Source organism: Sphingomonas panacis, assembly GCF_001717955.1.
GTDB lineage: Bacteria > Pseudomonadota > Alphaproteobacteria > Sphingomonadales > Sphingomonadaceae > Sphingomonas > Sphingomonas panacis.
Genome location: NZ_CP014168.1, coordinates 2,697,169 through 2,711,734 on the forward strand (window position 1 = coordinate 2,697,169; position 14,566 = coordinate 2,711,734).

Sequence of the window (14,566 nt, forward strand, 5' to 3'; positions counted from 1 at the left end):
CGGTTGGCACGCCGGGGTCAGGAACGTGGCCGCCGCACCGCGCGCTTCGCCCGCATCTCGCGCAGCGTCGCGGTCGGGGCGAGGCCGGTCGTCGACACCTTGGGTATCGCGATGCGCTGCGACAGGTAGATGCCGTTGTGCCCCGAACAGAGATAGGCGACGAAACAGCCGACCGCGATCGGCACAGCATACATCGCGCCGAACAGCTCGATGCCCATGAAGGTGCAGGCGAGCGGGGTATTGGCCGCGCCGGCGAACAGTGCGACGAACCCGATCGCGGCGAACACGTCGGTCGGTACGCCGAACACGGGTGCGAGCGCATTGCCGAGCGCCGCGCCGATGAAGAACAGCGGCGTGACCTCACCGCCCTTGAACCCGGCGCTGAGCGTGACGACGGTGAACAGCAGCTTCAGCGCCCAGCTCCACGGATGCGGGTCCGGCCCGAAGAAGCTGGCGATGGTGAGGCCGTCGGGGGTTGCCGCCAGCGTACCGAGCCCGAGATAGTCGCGCGTGCCGAACACATAGACCAACGCGATCACGGCACCGCCCCCGATGACCGGGCGTAGCGGGCCATAAGGGACGATCCGCTTGAGCCATCCGCCGAGTGCGTGATTGGCTTCGGCGAAGGCCAGCCCGACCAGCCCGAACGCCACGCCGGCGATCCCGGCCTTGGCGGTGAGCAGCGCATCGACCGGCACCAGCGACTCGATCCGGTAGACATTGTGGTGGATACCCCACGCAAGGCACGCCCAGTCGCCGACCAGCGCCGCGACCAGGCATGGCGCCATCGCGCGATATTCGACGCGCCCGATCGCCAGCACCTCGAGCGCGAAGACCGCGCCCGCGATCGGCGTACCGAACACCGCACCGAACCCGGCCGCGATTCCCGCCATCAACAGAATGCGCGTGCCATCGGCGTCGAGCCGCAAAGCCCGGCCGAAGCCGCTCGCCAGGCTTCCTCCCAACTGGACCGCGGTGCCCTCGCGCCCGGCCGAACCGCCGAACAGATGCGTCACCACCGTGCCGAAGAAGATCAGCGGTGCCATCCGCAACGGCACGCCGCCCCCCGGCTCGTGGATCTGCTCGACGATGAGGTTGTTGCCGCCTTCCACCGAGCGGCCGGCAAGATGGTAGAGCAACCCCACCGCGAAGCCGCCCAGCGGCAGCAGGTAGAGCAGCCACGGCCAGGCGAAGCGCAACCGCGTCACGGCATCGAGGCTCCACAGGAACGCCGCGCACAGCGTCCCGACGAGTGCCGCCAACGGCACCAGGATCAGCGCCCAGCGCACCACCGACATGGCATGATCGTGGCGGTTGCGCACGAACCCCGCGACGTTGAGCTCGCCGATGAAGGTACGAAAGGTAGCACGCACGATTCCTCCTTGCCGCCTTGCGGCGCCCAGTAGGAATCATCAGCTCTTGTGAGAGCGGTTCGGCGAATGCCCGGCGGAAATCCATCACCGTGGCGCACCATATGGAATGGCGGGGCGGGATCGTCAACTACGACCGGGCTGTCGGACCGGGCGTTCGTGAACGTTCGTTTTGGGGACTGGCCGCAAAGGCCCATTTGAAGACGTCCGCAGCGAAGGTGGCGCTTCCCGAAACGCGACGTTACGACAGGCCGAAAGTTGAGATTGAGGGTGGCATGAGAGCGGCGTTTTGGCGGTTTGCGCACCAACACTATCACGGCAGGAAGCCACTGTTCCTCGTCGATGTCGCGGCATTCACATGGTTCGCGTTCTTTGCACTGATTTATGGAGCAGCTTTGCTGGCCGGCTGGTTGCCGGATTTCATTGAGGCGCTGGTCGGTCTGTTCTTGATAGGTGGCCCGTTGATGTTGGGGGTTCTCCATCGCCGTATTCGGATCGAAGCGGCCAAGTCACCGGATGCACTGTATAGGAAGCGGCTGCTGACAAGTCGGTAATCTGCGGCGCCCGATTCCAGCGCACGCCACCAATTTTCCCCGTTCCCGCGCCATTGATCGACACGACGCGCCTGAAAGCCAACCGGCAGGAGCAGCCCCGGTTGCGGGCCTTCACCATCGTGATAAGTTCGCGCCATGAAAGCACGCGAGAAAAAGGAGCGTCTGGCTGCCGAAACCGCAGTGTATCTGCGGCAGATCGGTCGGAAGGCGCAGAAGGGGCAGGAGCCCAATGACCGTGGGTTCGATCGCAAGCTGGATGAAAAGCTAAAGCGAATGCGGCCCGAGGACGTCGACGCATTGATACATGGGGTCGATGAAGAAGACCCTGCGAACGGCAGCTATCCACCATTTTCCGCCCCACGAGCACTGCTATAGAACCTGTCCTACACGCGCCGCCGATGCCATACTCCCGGCCACGCTCTTTGACAGTGTCAGCACCAACCGTAATGCCCCCTTCGCGGCGCGCGAGGGGTGTATCCGCTCGTCAGGCGCGCCCAAAAGTGACACTCCCGCACGGTGCCTCCGGTGGACAACCTTTGCCACTTTCAGTCGCTCACCCGACGCCGGTCGATAGCCGTCACGCGATCTCGTCGGCGAGCATCGTGTAATGCTGCGCCGGGGGATGAAAGGTCGCGTCCTCATCAACGAGCAACGCCCAGCCTTTCGGGCCGAGCGCTTCGATCGGCCGATAGCGCGTCTTGTACGCCATCCGCGCCGAGCCTTTCACCCAATAGCCGAGATAGACATAGGCGAGCCCCGCCGTCCGCGCGCGCAGGATGTGGTCCATGATGATCATGCTGCCGAAGCCCGGCCGCGCGTCGGCATCCGCATCGAAGAAGCTGTAGATCATCGACAGGCCATCGGCCTGCTGGTCGGTCAGACAGGCGCCGATCAGCTTGCCCGGCGCGCCGTTCACCGCCGGCTCGCGATATTCGATGACGAAGCTGTTGACCGGCGAATGCTCGACCATGTCGGCATAATCCTGCTCGTCCATCTCGGCCATGCCGCCGCCGGGGTGGCGCGCGCCGAGATAGCGGCGCAGCAAGTCGAACTGCTCCTCGGTCGCCCAGGGGCGGCATACCGCCACGTCGAGATCGGCGTTGCGGCGGATCTGCTTTCGTTGCGTGGCATTGGGAACGAAGTCTGACGCGATCACGCGCACCGAAACGCACGCAGAACAGCCCGCGCAACTCGGCCGATACGCGACCGACTGGCTGCGGCGGAAGCCGATCCGGCCAAGCGCGTCGTTGAGATCGCCGGCATGCGGCCCGCGCAGTTCGGTGAAGACCTTGCGTTCGTGGCGGCCGGGCAGATACGGGCACGGCGAGGGGCTGGTGACGAAGAATCGGGGGAAACGAAAAGGCGCACTCACCGCCGGATGGTCCTTTCACGGCCGCTACAGATGCAGCGCCTGACGCTCTTATGAATCGCTCCACGCGTGATGAAAAGCGCCTTTACCATCAAAGAGCGTTAACGCGGCGGCGGCGCGAGGTGGTGGAGGTTTCGCAAGTCCGGTGCGCAGCATTCGCGCCGGCCACACCGCAGCATAACCGCGGCGTCTCGCAAAGGACTCAGCGCACCGCGCGTCAGCCGAGTTCGACCGCGCTCACCTCATACCCCTCGGTGCGGAGCGCCGCCTTGAGCCGTTCGAGATGCGCGAGGTCGCGCGTTTCGCACTCGACGTCGAGGCTGAGGCCCTTGGCGGGCAGGTTGGTGAAGATGCGCTGGTGCGCCAGTTCGAGGATGTTGACGCGCTCCTGCTCGAAAATCCGCGCCACGCCATAGAGCGCGCCCGGCTGGTCGCGCAGCACGATGCGCAGCCGGGCGAGCCTGCCCGAACGCGCGAGGTCGCGCAGCAGCACGTTGGCGAGCAACCGCGTGTCGATATTGCCCCCGCACAGGATGATGCCGACGGTGCGCCCACGGAACCGATCGGGATGCTGGAGCAGCGCGGCGAGTCCGGCGGCGCCGGCGCCCTCGACCACGGTTTTCTCGATCTGGAGCAGCAGGCTGACCGCGCTTTCCAGGCTGCGCTCACTCACCAGCACGATGTCATCGACCAAGGCTCGCACAATCCCGGAGGTGATCGTACCAGGTTCCTTGACCGCGATGCCCTCGGCGAGCGTATCGCCAGCGCACGGCATGTCGGTGCCGCGGATGCGGTTGTACATCGACGGGAACAGTTCGGCCTGGACGCCAACCACCTCGATCGGTGCGCCGCCGCGCTCGGCGCTGATCGCGCGCGCGACGGTCGAAACGCCCGAGATCAATCCGCCACCGCCGATCGGCACGATCAGCGTATCGAGCGCGGGCACGTCGGCGAGCATTTCGATCGCGACGGTGCCCTGGCCGGCGATCACGCGCGCATCGTCGAACGGATGGACGAAGGTGTAGCCGCGTTCGGCTTCCAGTTCCCGAGCGTGCGCATACGCGGCATCGAAGGTCTGGCCGAACAGCACGACGTTGGCGCCGTGGCTTTCGGTCTGCATCACCTTCACGGTCGGCGTCGTCGTCGGCATCACGATCGTCGCGGGTATGCCGAGCCGGCTGGCATGATAGGCGACGCCCTGCGCGTGGTTTCCGGCCGATGCGGCGATCACGCCCATCGCGTTCGGGCCGAGCTGGAGCAGCGTGTTGAGCGCGCCGCGCTCCTTGTAGGCGGCGGTGAACTGGAGATTCTCGAACTTCAGGTAAACGGTCGCGCCGGTCAGCTTCGAGAGCGTCCGGCTGATGAAGGTCGGCGTGCGGACGATGGCGTCGGCGATGCGGGCGTGCGCCGCGCGCACATCCTCGATCGTGACGGGGAGGGTTTCCGTGTCCAACTTCGCATGCGTCGCCATGATCGTTTCCGTGCGCGGCCAGGGTGCGGCCGAGCGCGCGCCCTAGACCATCTGGCGCAGCGAAGGAACACGCCTTATCGCATGCGGCCATGCGTTCGCTTATCCCCTTTGTCGCGCTCGTCGCGCTCGCCGCCCCCGCCCCAACTCCTGCCTTCGCCGATGCTTTGGTCGATAACGTCAATGGCATGACGCTCGACAAGGACGGCCGGGTCATCCGCTTCAACGCGTTGCTCATCAGCCCCGACGGCAAAGTCCTCAAGCTGTTGCAGGCGAGCGACAAGCGGCCCGAGCGGCTCGACTGGCGCGCCGACGAGAAGGGCAGGGTGCTGCTGCCCGGCTTCGTCGATGCGCACGGCCATGTCATGAGCCTCGGCTTCCGTGCGCTCGAACTCGATCTCTCCGACACGCATTCGCTTGATGAGGCGAAGGCGAAGATCGCCGCGTATGCCGCCGCCAATCCCGAGCGGAAGTGGATCGTCGGGGGCGGCTGGAATCAGGAGGCGTGGGGGCTGGGGCGCTTCCCGACCGCGGCCGATCTCGATGCCGTCGTCCCGGACCGGCCGGTGTGGCTGTCGCGGGTCGATGGCCATGCGAGCTGGGCGAACAGCGCGGCGATGAAGGCGGCGGGGGTGACGCCCAAGAGCGTGTCGCCCGCCGGCGGGCGAATCGAGAAGACCGGCGCCGGAGTGAAGGCGGGGCCGAGCGGGGTGTTCGTCGATGCCGCGCAAAGCCTCGTCGAGAAGGTCGTGCCGCAGCCGCTTCCCAAGGAACTCGACGTCGCCTTCCTGCGCGCGCAGGAGACGTTGCTGAGCTACGGCATCACCGCAACGGCGGACATGGGGACGAGCCTCGACGAATGGCTGTCGTACCGGCGGATGGGCGATCTCGGCGCGTTGCGCGTGCGGATCATGAGCTATGCGAGCGGTGTCGAAACCGCGGTTCGCGTCGGGGGCGGTGGCCCGACGCCGTGGCTTTACAACGACAAGCTCCACATGGGCGGCATCAAGCTGTTCGCCGATGGCGCGCTCGGCTCGCGCGGGGCCTGGCTCAAGGCGCCGTATAGCGATGCGCCGGGGCAGTCGGGGGCGGGCTTCATGAGCGACGACGTGATCCGCAACCTGATGAGCCGCGCGGCGATGGACCATTATCAGGTCGCGGTGCATGCGATCGGCGACAAGGCCAATGCGCAGGTGCTCGACGCGATCGAGGAGATGGCGGCGACCTACAAGGGCGACCGGCGCTGGCGGGTCGAGCATGCGCAGATCGTCGATCCGGTCGATCTGCCGCGCTTCGGCAAATACGGTACGATCGCCTCGATGCAGCCGGTCCACGAGACGAGCGACCGGATGATGGCCGAGGCGCGGCTCGGGCCGGCGCGGCTGGCGGGCGCGTATGCGTGGAAATCGATGCTGGCGAACGGCGCGACGCTCGCGTTCGGCACCGATTTTCCGGTCGAAAGCCCCGATCCGTTCGCGGGCTGGGCGGCGGCGTTCACCCGGCAGGGGGCGGACGGCCAGCCCTCCGGCGGGTGGCAGCCGCAGGAGGTGATCAGCCGCGAGGCGGCGTGGCGCGCCTATACGATGGACGCGGCCTATGCGGGTTTCGCCGAGGCGAAGTTTGGGCGGCTCGCACCGGGGCAGCGCGCCGACTTCATCATCGTCGACCGCGACCCGCTGCTCGCCTCGCCCACCGATCTGCGCGCGACTAAGGTGCAGCAGACCTGGGTGGGCGGCGAGAAGGTCTGGGTGCGCAAATAGCGGCGCAAAGATGGCTAACGTTGCCTATGCTGCGCACGGTCGGGAAACGTGACGACCGGTTTCACGATTGCCACGATTGAACCGCTGGCTGCGCGGTTTCGAAGGCGCCGACGATGGGAAAGAGCGGCCGCGACCATGCCAGCGCGGGCGCGTGTAGGACAGCGATCGTGACGCGGGGTCGCGGGCGCGGGTCATGCTGCGGTCATGTCCGGCGGCGCAGACCCGCGCGGCGTGGTGATGAAGGATGATGTGATGGGTTCGCGTTCGAGGATCGTGGCGATCGCGCTGGCGATGGCGCTGCTGCCGGCGATGGCGTCCGCGCAGGATCGCGGCCCGACCGAACGGGTGGTCGATGTGCCGCTGGCGGGCGGCGCGACGCAGCCGGCGCTGCTGCTCCTGCCGGCGCGGCCACGCGGGACGATCGTGATGCTGCCGGGCGGGGCGGGGGATGTCGGGCTCGAACGTGACGGCGATATCCGGCACGGCGACAATTTCGTCGTGCGGACGCGCGCTTTGTGGGCGGCGCGCGGCTATGCGGTGCTGATCCCCGATACGGTCGGCCGCGCCAATCTGCGCGGGGTGCGAAGCTCGCCGAGCTATGCGCGCCGCGTCGGCGATCTGGTTGCCTTCGCGCACCGGCACGTCAGCGGGCCGGTGTTCCTGCTCGGCACCAGCCAGGGATCGATCGCGGCGATGAACGGCGCGGCGCACGCCCCCGCCGGCAGCGTCGCCGGGGTGGTGCTGACCGAATCCGTATCGGTGATGGGCGGGAGCGGCGAGACGGTGTTCGACGCCAGCCCGGAGCGGGTGCGCGTGCCGGCGCTGATCGTCGCCAACCGCGACGACCGCTGCAACGTCGCGCCGCCGGGAGCCGCGCCGAAGATCGCCGCCGCGATGACGGCGAGCCGCGACGTGCGCGTGCTGATGGTGGCGGGCGGGGTGACGCGATCGGACAAGGACTGCGGCTCGCTGACGCCGCATGGCTATTACGGGATCGAGGATGCGGTGGTGGGGAAGATCAGCGGGTGGATCGGGCGCGTGGTGGGTGATGGGGGTGCGGGGGGTGACCTACCGGTAGCCGCAGGATAAGTCGATACACCCCCAGTTACGGACATTCGCATCAGCACGAAGCACAGTCATTTTGTCCAACAGTAGCGGACAATCGCCATGGCAAAGGCGAATGCAAATGCGTAGCTAAATCGGTCTAGCCTGACCAACGTTTGCCCTCTTTTATCTCTCTGTCGTCCGATCATCATCATGAAAATGCCAGCTACCAGAGGAGTTACGAGCACATTGCACTTGCGGAGGAGAGGATTAGAAATTGGTGAGTGTGGCAGGATAAACAGGCTGATCCCGCCCGCCATCGCGCCCCATAGAATAAAGCCAATCGTGGATAACACCGCGTTCTTTGGTCTCTTCAGTGTATCGGCAAGGCTATGAACGCCAGTTTCTGCTAAAAATTCAAAAATGACCTGAAGCAGTATTTCACCCAGAAATTGGAGTGCAATCTCGAAAATGAACTCCATATTCACCGTCCCGCTCGGCATCGCCGTGCTTGCCCTAATGCAACACCGAACACTTGGCCAACAGGCGGTCGAATGCCGCTCTTCTGCTTTCCACCGGACGCGGCCATTCCGAAACATCATCCCTTGCGAGGAACGTCGTATCGGCACCTCCTGCCTACTTGTTGCCGTTAGGAGCGAGAAGCCGAAACACCGGTAGCTGCCGACGTCGAGGGTGCTGGCTGCCGCTCGATCGACCAATCTGCCGCAACGCACTCGATCGCCTCATCGCGAAAGTAGAACAAGAAGTGTCTCGCACTCTCGTTGTCGGCGCAATCACCTGCCATTCTATTTCGTTTAGTGCGGTTTCGTCACCGACAAGCTCGTAAAACTGTCCCCAAGCCGGAGCCTCCTTCGCGAAACGCCCTTCGCCCGAATACCATCCATGATCATTGGTGCTGTCCCACCGCCACCGGCTGCATCCGGGAAACGATAAAATGCCGATTTCGCCGTCAGCAGCCTTATAGGCGAAGGAGTTGAGGTAGAAGGCCACGCGCAGCGTCGCCCCTTCCGATACCACTTTCGGATCAGGATCGTTCGGATCGGCATTCCAGTCCGAGTTCAATCGAAGGAAAGTCAGCGTGCCCATGGGAACAGTCTGCCTCAGCAGTGACCAGTTTTCCATAGGTTCTGCCGAATAGCTGCCTGTCGCCTAACCACCAGACCCGGCCACCTTGATGAACCGCGCAACCGTTTCTCTGCCGCTTGACGCCGAGACGGTCACCCCGGAGGCCATTGGCGGGCGGTATGGATCACGACGAGAACCCAGACAGTATCGCCCACCACTTCACAGACCAGCCGGTAGCTGTGATGCGGGGTCAGTTCGCGCGTGCCGGGGACTTCTCCTTCGTGGCCGAGCAGGGGAAGTCGGCCACCCCGACAACCGCGTCGCTGAAAAGCTGATCGATCCGCAACGCCGCATTGGGATCGCGCGCCGCCAGATAGTCCCAGATCGCCGTGCGGTCCCGATCGGCTTCCGGCGTCCATCGGACCTTCACGCGCTGTCAGGTAGCCCGGCGCGGCGCGCGGCGAAATCGGCTTCCACCGCTTCGTTGGAGCGGCCCTGTCCGTTTTGGGCGGAGGCACGCGCGGCCTCGACCTTGCGGTGCAGGACGGCGCTGTGGTCGCTTTGCGCCTGCTGGCGCTGGACGAACTCGCGCATCAATTCGCGTACCACCTGCGATGCCGGGCGGTGGCTGGCTTCGGCGGCGGCCATGAATTCGGCGCGAAGATCGGGTTCGAGCTTCATGGTGAAGACGGCGGCTTTCGACATACATCCTCGCGGCTGGTGATGACGATGTATATACCATCGCGGCGACGCCGACGCCATCCACCACCCCCCCGAACCCAAAAGCGGCCGCGACGCCCCCCGGCATCGCGGCCGCCTTGCGGTCGCCATCTCGCGAACGAACCCGGTCAGGCGACGGCGGTTGCCGCGACGTCGTCGGTTTCGCGCAGCACGTAGCCGCGGCCCCAGACGGTTTCGATGTAATTGTCGCCGCCGCAAGCGAGGCTGAGCTTCTTGCGGAGCTTGCAGATGAAGACGTCGATGATCTTCAGCTCGGGCTCGTCCATGCCGCCGTAGAGGTGGTTGAGGAACATTTCCTTGGTGAGCGTGGTGCCCTTGCGCAGCGAGAGCAGCTCGAGCATCGCATATTCCTTGCCGGTCAGGTGGACTCGGCTGCCGTCGACCTCGACCGTCTTGGCGTCGAGGTTGACCGCGAGCTTGCCGGTGCGGATCACCGACTGGCTGTGGCCCTTCGAGCGGCGCACGACGGCATGGATGCGGGCGGTGAGTTCCTCGCGGTGGAAGGGCTTGGTGACGTAATCGTCGGCGCCGAAGCCGAAGCCGCGCACCTTCGAATCCATCTCGTTGATGCCGCTGAGGATGAGCACCGGCGTCTGGATGCGGGCGGCGCGGACCTTCTTGAGCACATCATACCCGTTCATGTCGGGCAGGTTGAGATCGAGCAGGATGATGTCGTAATCATAGAGCTTGGCCAGATCGACGCCTTCTTCACCCAGATCGGTGGTGTAGACGTTGAAACCTTCGGCCGAGAGCATCAGGTCGACCGCCTTGGCGGTGGTCGGCTCGTCTTCAATCAGTAGCACGCGCATCTGGCAGTTCCCCTGTCGCTTCGCGGCCCGATCGCCCCCTTCGGCGCGGTGCACTCAGACGGTTACAGTAACCTCAACATATGTGAACGCAAAAGGTTAATTTTGCGCTAACCGGCCTGACTCCACGAGTCGCGCGGGTCAAGCCGCGGGTGAGTCGATATCCTCGCCGAGCATCTCGCGCAGATACAGGGTGCGCACGAGCGTGAAGATCACCACCAGCAAGGCGGCGGAGAAGAACAGCCCGAACAGGCCGAACACCGTGCCGATGCCGATGATCGCGAACACCGTGATCGCCGGCGGGATGGCGATGACGTGGCTCTGCACCCAGGGGGTGAGGAAATTGGTCTGGACGAGGCGGACGGCGGCATAGGTGACGAGCGTGCCGACCAGCGGGCCGGTGCCGGCGGTCGCGCCCAGCCCGAGCGCGGGCAGCATCGCCGCGGTGGGGCCGATATAGGGAACGAACTCGCTAAGCCCGGCGAGCAGCCCGAGCGCCGCCCAGGACGGCACGCCCGACAGCCACAGCCCGAAGGCGACGAGCAGCCCCATCGTCGTCATCAGGATCAGTTCGGCGCGCAGCCACAGCCGCAGGTTGATCCCGACATCGTCGATCGCGTCGGCGATGGCGGGGCGAATGCTGCGCGGGATCAGCAGCAGCGCGCCGCGTTTGTAGATGCCGGGGTCGGCGGCGAAGAACATCGCGCCGACCAGCAGCAGCAGGCAGTTGAGGATGAGCTCGCCGCCGCCCGTCACCAGCCCGCCGATGTCACGCGCGACGCGTGAGCCGGCGAAGGCGGCCTGTACCGCATCGACGATCTTGGCGCCGACCGGGCTTTGCGAGGCCCATGCGCCGAGCTGATCGAGCAGCGAGGGCAGCCGCAGCACCAAAGCGTTGATCTGCGCGCCGAACTGGATGCCGAACAGCCAGACGAGGAAGCCGATCGCGGCGAGGATCGTCGCGATGGCGAGGCCGAGCGCGGGGCGGCGCGGGAGGCGCAGCCGCTCGGCGTAGAGATCGGCGAAGGCGTGGATCACGATCGCGCCGAGGATCGAGCCGAACGCGAGGATGAGCAGGTCGCCCGCTTTCCACAACGCCGCGACGACCGCGACGATCAGGATGAGGAGCATGACCCGGCGGATGAACCGCGTGTCGTCTGCGTCGGGGCGGAGGCGGTTCATGGTGCCGGGGTAACGCAGAGGCCGCGGAACCGCTCCGTAAGGAACGCGATCAGCGTCTCGACGCGCGCCGGGCGCAGGTTGCTGGGCGGGGTCATCAGGTGGAGCGCGATCGCCGGGACGGACCAGTCGGAGAGGATCACTTCCAGCGTGCCGCGCGCGACATCCTCGCCGACGATGAAATCGGGGAGCAGCGCGATGCCGAGCCCGGCGCGCAAGGCGGGGAGCATCGCGTCGCCGCTGTTCGATCGCATCGGGCCGCTCGGGCGCAGCGCCGCTTCCTCGCCATGCGCGTTGGTGAAGCGCCACGGGCCGGAGACGTTGGTATAGGCGAAGCAGGCATGTTCGCCGAGCTGCGCGGGGTGAGTCGGGCGGCCGCGCCGGTCGAGGTAGGCGGGGGCGGCGACGACGAAGGTGCGGATCGGGCCGAGCCGGCGCGCGCGCAACGATGAATCGGGCAGGTTGGCGATGCGCAGCGCGACGTCGATCCCCTCCGCGACGATATCGACCTTGGTGTCGGAGAGCTGGAGGTCGATCTCGATGCCGGGATGGTCGTGCAGGAAATCGGCGAGCATCGGCGCGAGCTGGACCATGCCGAGCGTGGTCGGCGCGGTCATGCGGATCAGCCCGGCGGGGGCGGTGGCGGCGTCGTGCGCGGCCTCCTCGGCGGCCTGCGCATCGGCGAGGATGCGGCGGGCGTGCTCGGCGAGCGCGGTGCCGCTTTCGGTGAGGGTGAGGCGGCGCGAGGTGCGGTGGAACAGCGACTGGCCGAGCCGCGCCTCCAGCCGGCTGATCGCCTTGGAGATGGTCGCCTTGGAGGTGCCGATGGCATCGGCGGCGGCGCTGAACGAGCGATGCTCGACCACGCTCGCGAAGATCGCCCAGGCTTCGAGATCGGGCAGGCGCATGTATGTCCCTTCTTCACTCCCCTCCCTGGAAGGGAGGGGCTGGGGGTGGGTTGGTCTGCGAGGATAGGTTAGGTCCGCCACGAGCCGACCCACCCCCGACCCCTCCCTTCCAGGGAGGGGAGGAATGCTTATCGTTGGAAACGATCGGTTTCCAGTGTTTCCATTTACGTTGCAATGAGAACGCTTATCTTGGCGTCATATTCAGTCCTTCGGGAGCAACGCCATGATCGAGAAACGATCGTTCGAGAGCCTGGGCCATGCCGATCACGGCTGGCTCAACGCGCGCCACCATTTTTCCTTTGCCGAGTATTACGATCCCGCCCGGATGGGATGGGGTGCGATCCGCGTGTGGAACGATGACGAGATCGCCGGCGGCAGCGGCTTCCCGCCGCATCCGCACCGCGACATGGAGATCATCACCTATGTCCGCACCGGCGCGATCACGCATCAGGATTCGATGGGCAATCAGGGCCGCACGGGTGCTGGCGACGTTCAGGTAATGAGTGCCGGCACCGGCGTTCGCCACGCTGAATATAATCTGGAGACGGAGAAGGCGACGCTCTTCCAGATCTGGATCGAACCGACCCGCAAGGGCGGATCGCCGAGCTGGGGCGCCAAGCCGTTCCCGAAAGGGGATCGCAGCGGCCAGTTCGTCACGCTCGCCAGCGGCTTCGCCGAGGATGCGGGCGCGCTGCCGATCCGCGCCGACGCGCGGCTGCTCGCCGCCACGCTTCAGGCGGGCGAGACGATCACCCACGTGGTCGGCGCGGGGCGGCATGCCTATCTGGTGCCGGCGACCGGCGCGGTCGAGATCGCTGGCGTGCGCTACGGCGCGCGCGACGGCATCGCGATCGGCGGCGGCGAGACGGTCGCGATCACCGCGATCGAGGATGCCGAGCTGGTGCTGGTCGATTCGGAGTAAGTTTCTCCCCTCCCGCATGCGGGAGGAGCGGGGGAGGGCGTGTCCAACCTCACCCCCGTAGCGTTTCAGGACATGCCCTCCCCCAACCCCTCCCGCATACGGGAGGGGAGCCAAGAAGAAGGATCTGCACATGGCTAAAGTTCTCGTGCTCTATTACTCGTCCTACGGCCACATCGAGACGATGGCCGATGCCGTCGCCGAAGGCGCGCGCTCGGCCGGTGCCGAGGTCGATATCCGCCGCGTCGCCGAGACCGCGCCGCAGGCGGTGATCGAAGCGGCGCACTTCAAGACCGATACCGCGCATCCCGTCATCGAGAGCCCTGACGCGCTCGCCAATTATGATGCGATCATCGTCGGCGCGCCGACGCGCTTCGGCCGCATGCCGAGCCAGATGGCGAGCTTCTGGGACACCACCGGCGGGCTGTGGTTCACCGGCAAGCTGATCGGCAAGGTCGGCGGCGCGTTCACCTCGACCGCGAGCCAGCATGGCGGGCAGGAGACCACGTTGTTCTCGATCATCACCAACCTGCTGCATCACGGCATGACGATCGTCGGGCTGGACTATGGTTTCCAGGGCATGGTCGGCGTGAAGGAAGTGCATGGCGGCACGCCTTATGGCGCGAGCACGCTCGCCGATGGCGACGGCAGCCGCCAGCCGAGCAGCGTCGATCTCGACGGCGCGCGCTATCAGGGCAAGCGGATCGCCGAGACGGCTGCCAAGCTGTTCGGCTGATTGGATATCCCCTCCGCTCGTTATGGGCGGAGGGGCGCTATCATCTTCAGCACGAACGGGTTGAGAGTTCGCGATCTCATTGAGACCGGACACAAAAACGCCGCCGTGCGGGGCTTCCGCGCGGCGGCGTTTTCGTTTGGATGGATGCGATCAGTTGGCGGTCGAAGCGACGGCGCGGGCCGATGCTGCGGGCACGTTGAAGGCGACTTCGCGGCGGCCGGTGAAGCCGGTCACGCGGTTGCCACGGACGGCGAGTTCGAACGTGTCGCCGGTGTTGAGCACGCGGCCCGAGATGATCGTGCGATTGGCAACCTGCTTGGTCGTGTAGACATAGGTGTCGCCATCACGCGTGAAGGTGTGCTGCGGCGCGGTGTCGGCCAGAGCGGGGGTGGAAACGGCCGCGAAAAGCGAAGCGGCGAGGAGGAGGGTCTTGGTCATGATCTTTCCTTTCGGTTGGGTTCGAAAGCCAGATCAGCATCCTGTATTTTCTCGTTGTCGAAACACCTGATATTGCGGTGCAGCAAAACCGCCAATCGCAAAGATTGCGCGACCAGTTGCACGAAACGAACGCCAGATCGCGGGGGCGACATGATTTTGCGACAAATCCGGCCTATGTAGCTGTGACC

The 14,566-nt window shown here is 65.8% G+C and carries 17 protein-coding genes and 1 riboswitch; of the genes, 6 read left to right on the forward strand and 11 right to left on the reverse strand.

Annotated elements, in window-relative coordinates; translation table 11 throughout:
* Positions 1–17 precede the first annotated feature (17 nt).
* Entirely contained in the window at positions 18–1,373 is a 1,356-nt protein-coding gene (locus J0A91_RS12335) for a voltage-gated chloride channel family protein (RefSeq protein WP_069205159.1), read from the reverse strand.
* Between the two features lie 23 nt (positions 1,374–1,396).
* Positions 1,397–1,471: riboswitch (Fluoride riboswitch) on the reverse strand.
* On the opposite strand from J0A91_RS12335, the gene J0A91_RS12340 reads away from it, so the two are divergent.
* Both J0A91_RS12340 and J0A91_RS12345 read left to right on the forward strand, forming a co-directional pair.
* Complete coding sequence (locus tag J0A91_RS12340) at positions 1,463–1,924, forward strand: hypothetical protein (RefSeq protein ID WP_169833138.1); 462 nt, start codon at positions 1,463–1,465, stop codon at positions 1,922–1,924. It overlaps the preceding riboswitch by 9 nt.
* Positions 1,925–2,059: 135 nt before the next feature.
* Complete coding sequence (locus tag J0A91_RS12345; protein ID WP_069205161.1) at positions 2,060–2,299, forward strand: hypothetical protein; 240 nt, start codon at positions 2,060–2,062, stop codon at positions 2,297–2,299.
* Between the two features lie 202 nt (positions 2,300–2,501).
* Here the strand turns inward: J0A91_RS12345 and J0A91_RS12350 are convergent, their stop codons facing one another.
* Positions 2,502–3,296 carry an arginyltransferase gene (locus J0A91_RS12350; protein ID WP_069205162.1) on the reverse strand — a complete coding sequence of 265 codons (795 nt, stop codon included), beginning with the start codon at positions 3,294–3,296 and terminating at the stop codon, positions 2,502–2,504.
* A gap of 214 nt (positions 3,297–3,510) precedes the next feature.
* A complete protein-coding gene (locus J0A91_RS12355) occupies positions 3,511–4,764 on the reverse strand; it encodes a threonine ammonia-lyase (protein WP_069205163.1) in 1,254 nt (417 codons plus the stop codon).
* Positions 4,765–4,853: 89 nt separating this feature from the next.
* On the opposite strand from J0A91_RS12355, the gene J0A91_RS12360 reads away from it, so the two are divergent.
* Positions 4,854–6,521 carry an amidohydrolase gene (locus J0A91_RS12360; protein ID WP_069205164.1) on the forward strand — a complete coding sequence of 556 codons (1,668 nt, stop codon included), beginning with the start codon at positions 4,854–4,856 and terminating at the stop codon, positions 6,519–6,521.
* Between the two features lie 204 nt (positions 6,522–6,725).
* Positions 6,726–7,610, forward strand: coding sequence for an alpha/beta hydrolase (locus J0A91_RS12365; RefSeq protein ID WP_240501990.1), 885 nt, complete (start codon positions 6,726–6,728; stop codon positions 7,608–7,610).
* 47 nt (positions 7,611–7,657) lie between these two features.
* On the opposite strand, the gene J0A91_RS12370 is transcribed toward J0A91_RS12365, so the two are convergent.
* From J0A91_RS12370 to J0A91_RS12400, 7 genes are all read right to left on the reverse strand, one after another.
* Positions 7,658–8,047: a hypothetical protein gene (locus J0A91_RS12370; RefSeq protein ID WP_083224949.1), complete on the reverse strand. Its 390-nt coding sequence runs from the start codon at positions 8,045–8,047 to the stop codon at positions 7,658–7,660.
* A 154-nt stretch (positions 8,048–8,201) separates the two neighbouring features.
* Positions 8,202–8,672 carry a hypothetical protein gene (locus J0A91_RS12375; protein ID WP_206364904.1) on the reverse strand — a complete coding sequence of 157 codons (471 nt, stop codon included), beginning with the start codon at positions 8,670–8,672 and terminating at the stop codon, positions 8,202–8,204.
* Positions 8,673–8,901: 229 nt separating this feature from the next.
* On the reverse strand, positions 8,902–9,081 hold the full coding sequence (locus J0A91_RS24850; protein WP_240501991.1) for a type II toxin-antitoxin system RelE/ParE family toxin: 180 nt from the start codon (positions 9,079–9,081) through the stop codon (positions 8,902–8,904).
* Positions 9,078–9,356, reverse strand: a complete 279-nt coding sequence (locus tag J0A91_RS12385) for an antitoxin of toxin-antitoxin stability system (RefSeq protein ID WP_069205165.1) — start codon at positions 9,354–9,356, stop codon at positions 9,078–9,080. The genes J0A91_RS24850 and J0A91_RS12385 overlap by 4 nt, the downstream gene beginning before the upstream one ends.
* Positions 9,357–9,499: 143 nt before the next feature.
* A complete protein-coding gene (gene ctrA / locus J0A91_RS12390; protein WP_069205166.1) occupies positions 9,500–10,201 on the reverse strand; it encodes a response regulator transcription factor CtrA in 702 nt (233 codons plus the stop codon).
* A 138-nt stretch (positions 10,202–10,339) separates the two neighbouring features.
* Positions 10,340–11,380, reverse strand: a complete 1,041-nt coding sequence (locus J0A91_RS12395; RefSeq protein WP_069205167.1) for an AI-2E family transporter — start codon at positions 11,378–11,380, stop codon at positions 10,340–10,342.
* Positions 11,377–12,285: a LysR family transcriptional regulator gene (locus tag J0A91_RS12400; protein WP_069205168.1), complete on the reverse strand. Its 909-nt coding sequence runs from the start codon at positions 12,283–12,285 to the stop codon at positions 11,377–11,379. Before J0A91_RS12400 ends, J0A91_RS12395 begins: the two co-directional genes overlap by 4 nt.
* A 223-nt stretch (positions 12,286–12,508) precedes the next feature.
* On the opposite strand from J0A91_RS12400, the gene J0A91_RS12405 reads away from it, so the two are divergent.
* On the forward strand, positions 12,509–13,207 hold the full coding sequence (locus J0A91_RS12405) for a pirin family protein (protein WP_069205169.1): 699 nt from the start codon (positions 12,509–12,511) through the stop codon (positions 13,205–13,207).
* Between the two features lie 130 nt (positions 13,208–13,337).
* Positions 13,338–13,940, forward strand: coding sequence for an NAD(P)H:quinone oxidoreductase (gene wrbA, locus J0A91_RS12410; RefSeq protein ID WP_069205170.1), 603 nt, complete (start codon positions 13,338–13,340; stop codon positions 13,938–13,940).
* 150 nt (positions 13,941–14,090) lie between these two features.
* Here wrbA and J0A91_RS12415 read toward each other — a convergent pair whose 3' ends face one another.
* Entirely contained in the window at positions 14,091–14,378 is a 288-nt protein-coding gene (locus J0A91_RS12415) for a hypothetical protein (RefSeq protein WP_069205171.1), read from the reverse strand.
* Positions 14,379–14,566 lie beyond the last annotated feature (188 nt).

Excerpts from the sequence above, each read along its gene's own strand:
- J0A91_RS12345 (WP_069205161.1), top strand. The coding sequence starts at position 2,060 with ATGAAAGCACGCGAGAAAAAGGAGCGTCTGGCTGCCGAAACCGCAGTG.
- J0A91_RS12355 (WP_069205163.1), bottom strand. The coding sequence starts at position 4,764 with ATGGCGACGCATGCGAAGTTGGACACGGAAACCCTCCCCGTCACGATC.
- J0A91_RS12360 (WP_069205164.1), top strand. The coding sequence starts at position 4,854 with ATGCGTTCGCTTATCCCCTTTGTCGCGCTCGTCGCGCTCGCCGCCCCC.
- J0A91_RS12365 (WP_240501990.1), top strand. The coding sequence starts at position 6,726 with ATGTCCGGCGGCGCAGACCCGCGCGGCGTGGTGATGAAGGATGATGTG.
- J0A91_RS12370 (WP_083224949.1), bottom strand. The coding sequence starts at position 8,047 with ATGGAGTTCATTTTCGAGATTGCACTCCAATTTCTGGGTGAAATACTG.
- J0A91_RS12375 (WP_206364904.1), bottom strand. The coding sequence starts at position 8,672 with ATGGGCACGCTGACTTTCCTTCGATTGAACTCGGACTGGAATGCCGAT.
- J0A91_RS12385 (WP_069205165.1), bottom strand. The coding sequence starts at position 9,356 with ATGTCGAAAGCCGCCGTCTTCACCATGAAGCTCGAACCCGATCTTCGC.
- ctrA (WP_069205166.1), bottom strand. The coding sequence starts at position 10,201 with ATGCGCGTGCTACTGATTGAAGACGAGCCGACCACCGCCAAGGCGGTC.
- J0A91_RS12395 (WP_069205167.1), bottom strand. The coding sequence starts at position 11,380 with ATGAACCGCCTCCGCCCCGACGCAGACGACACGCGGTTCATCCGCCGG.
- J0A91_RS12400 (WP_069205168.1), bottom strand. The coding sequence starts at position 12,285 with ATGCGCCTGCCCGATCTCGAAGCCTGGGCGATCTTCGCGAGCGTGGTC.
- J0A91_RS12405 (WP_069205169.1), top strand. The coding sequence starts at position 12,509 with ATGATCGAGAAACGATCGTTCGAGAGCCTGGGCCATGCCGATCACGGC.
- wrbA (WP_069205170.1), top strand. The coding sequence starts at position 13,338 with ATGGCTAAAGTTCTCGTGCTCTATTACTCGTCCTACGGCCACATCGAG.
- J0A91_RS12415 (WP_069205171.1), bottom strand. The coding sequence starts at position 14,378 with ATGACCAAGACCCTCCTCCTCGCCGCTTCGCTTTTCGCGGCCGTTTCC.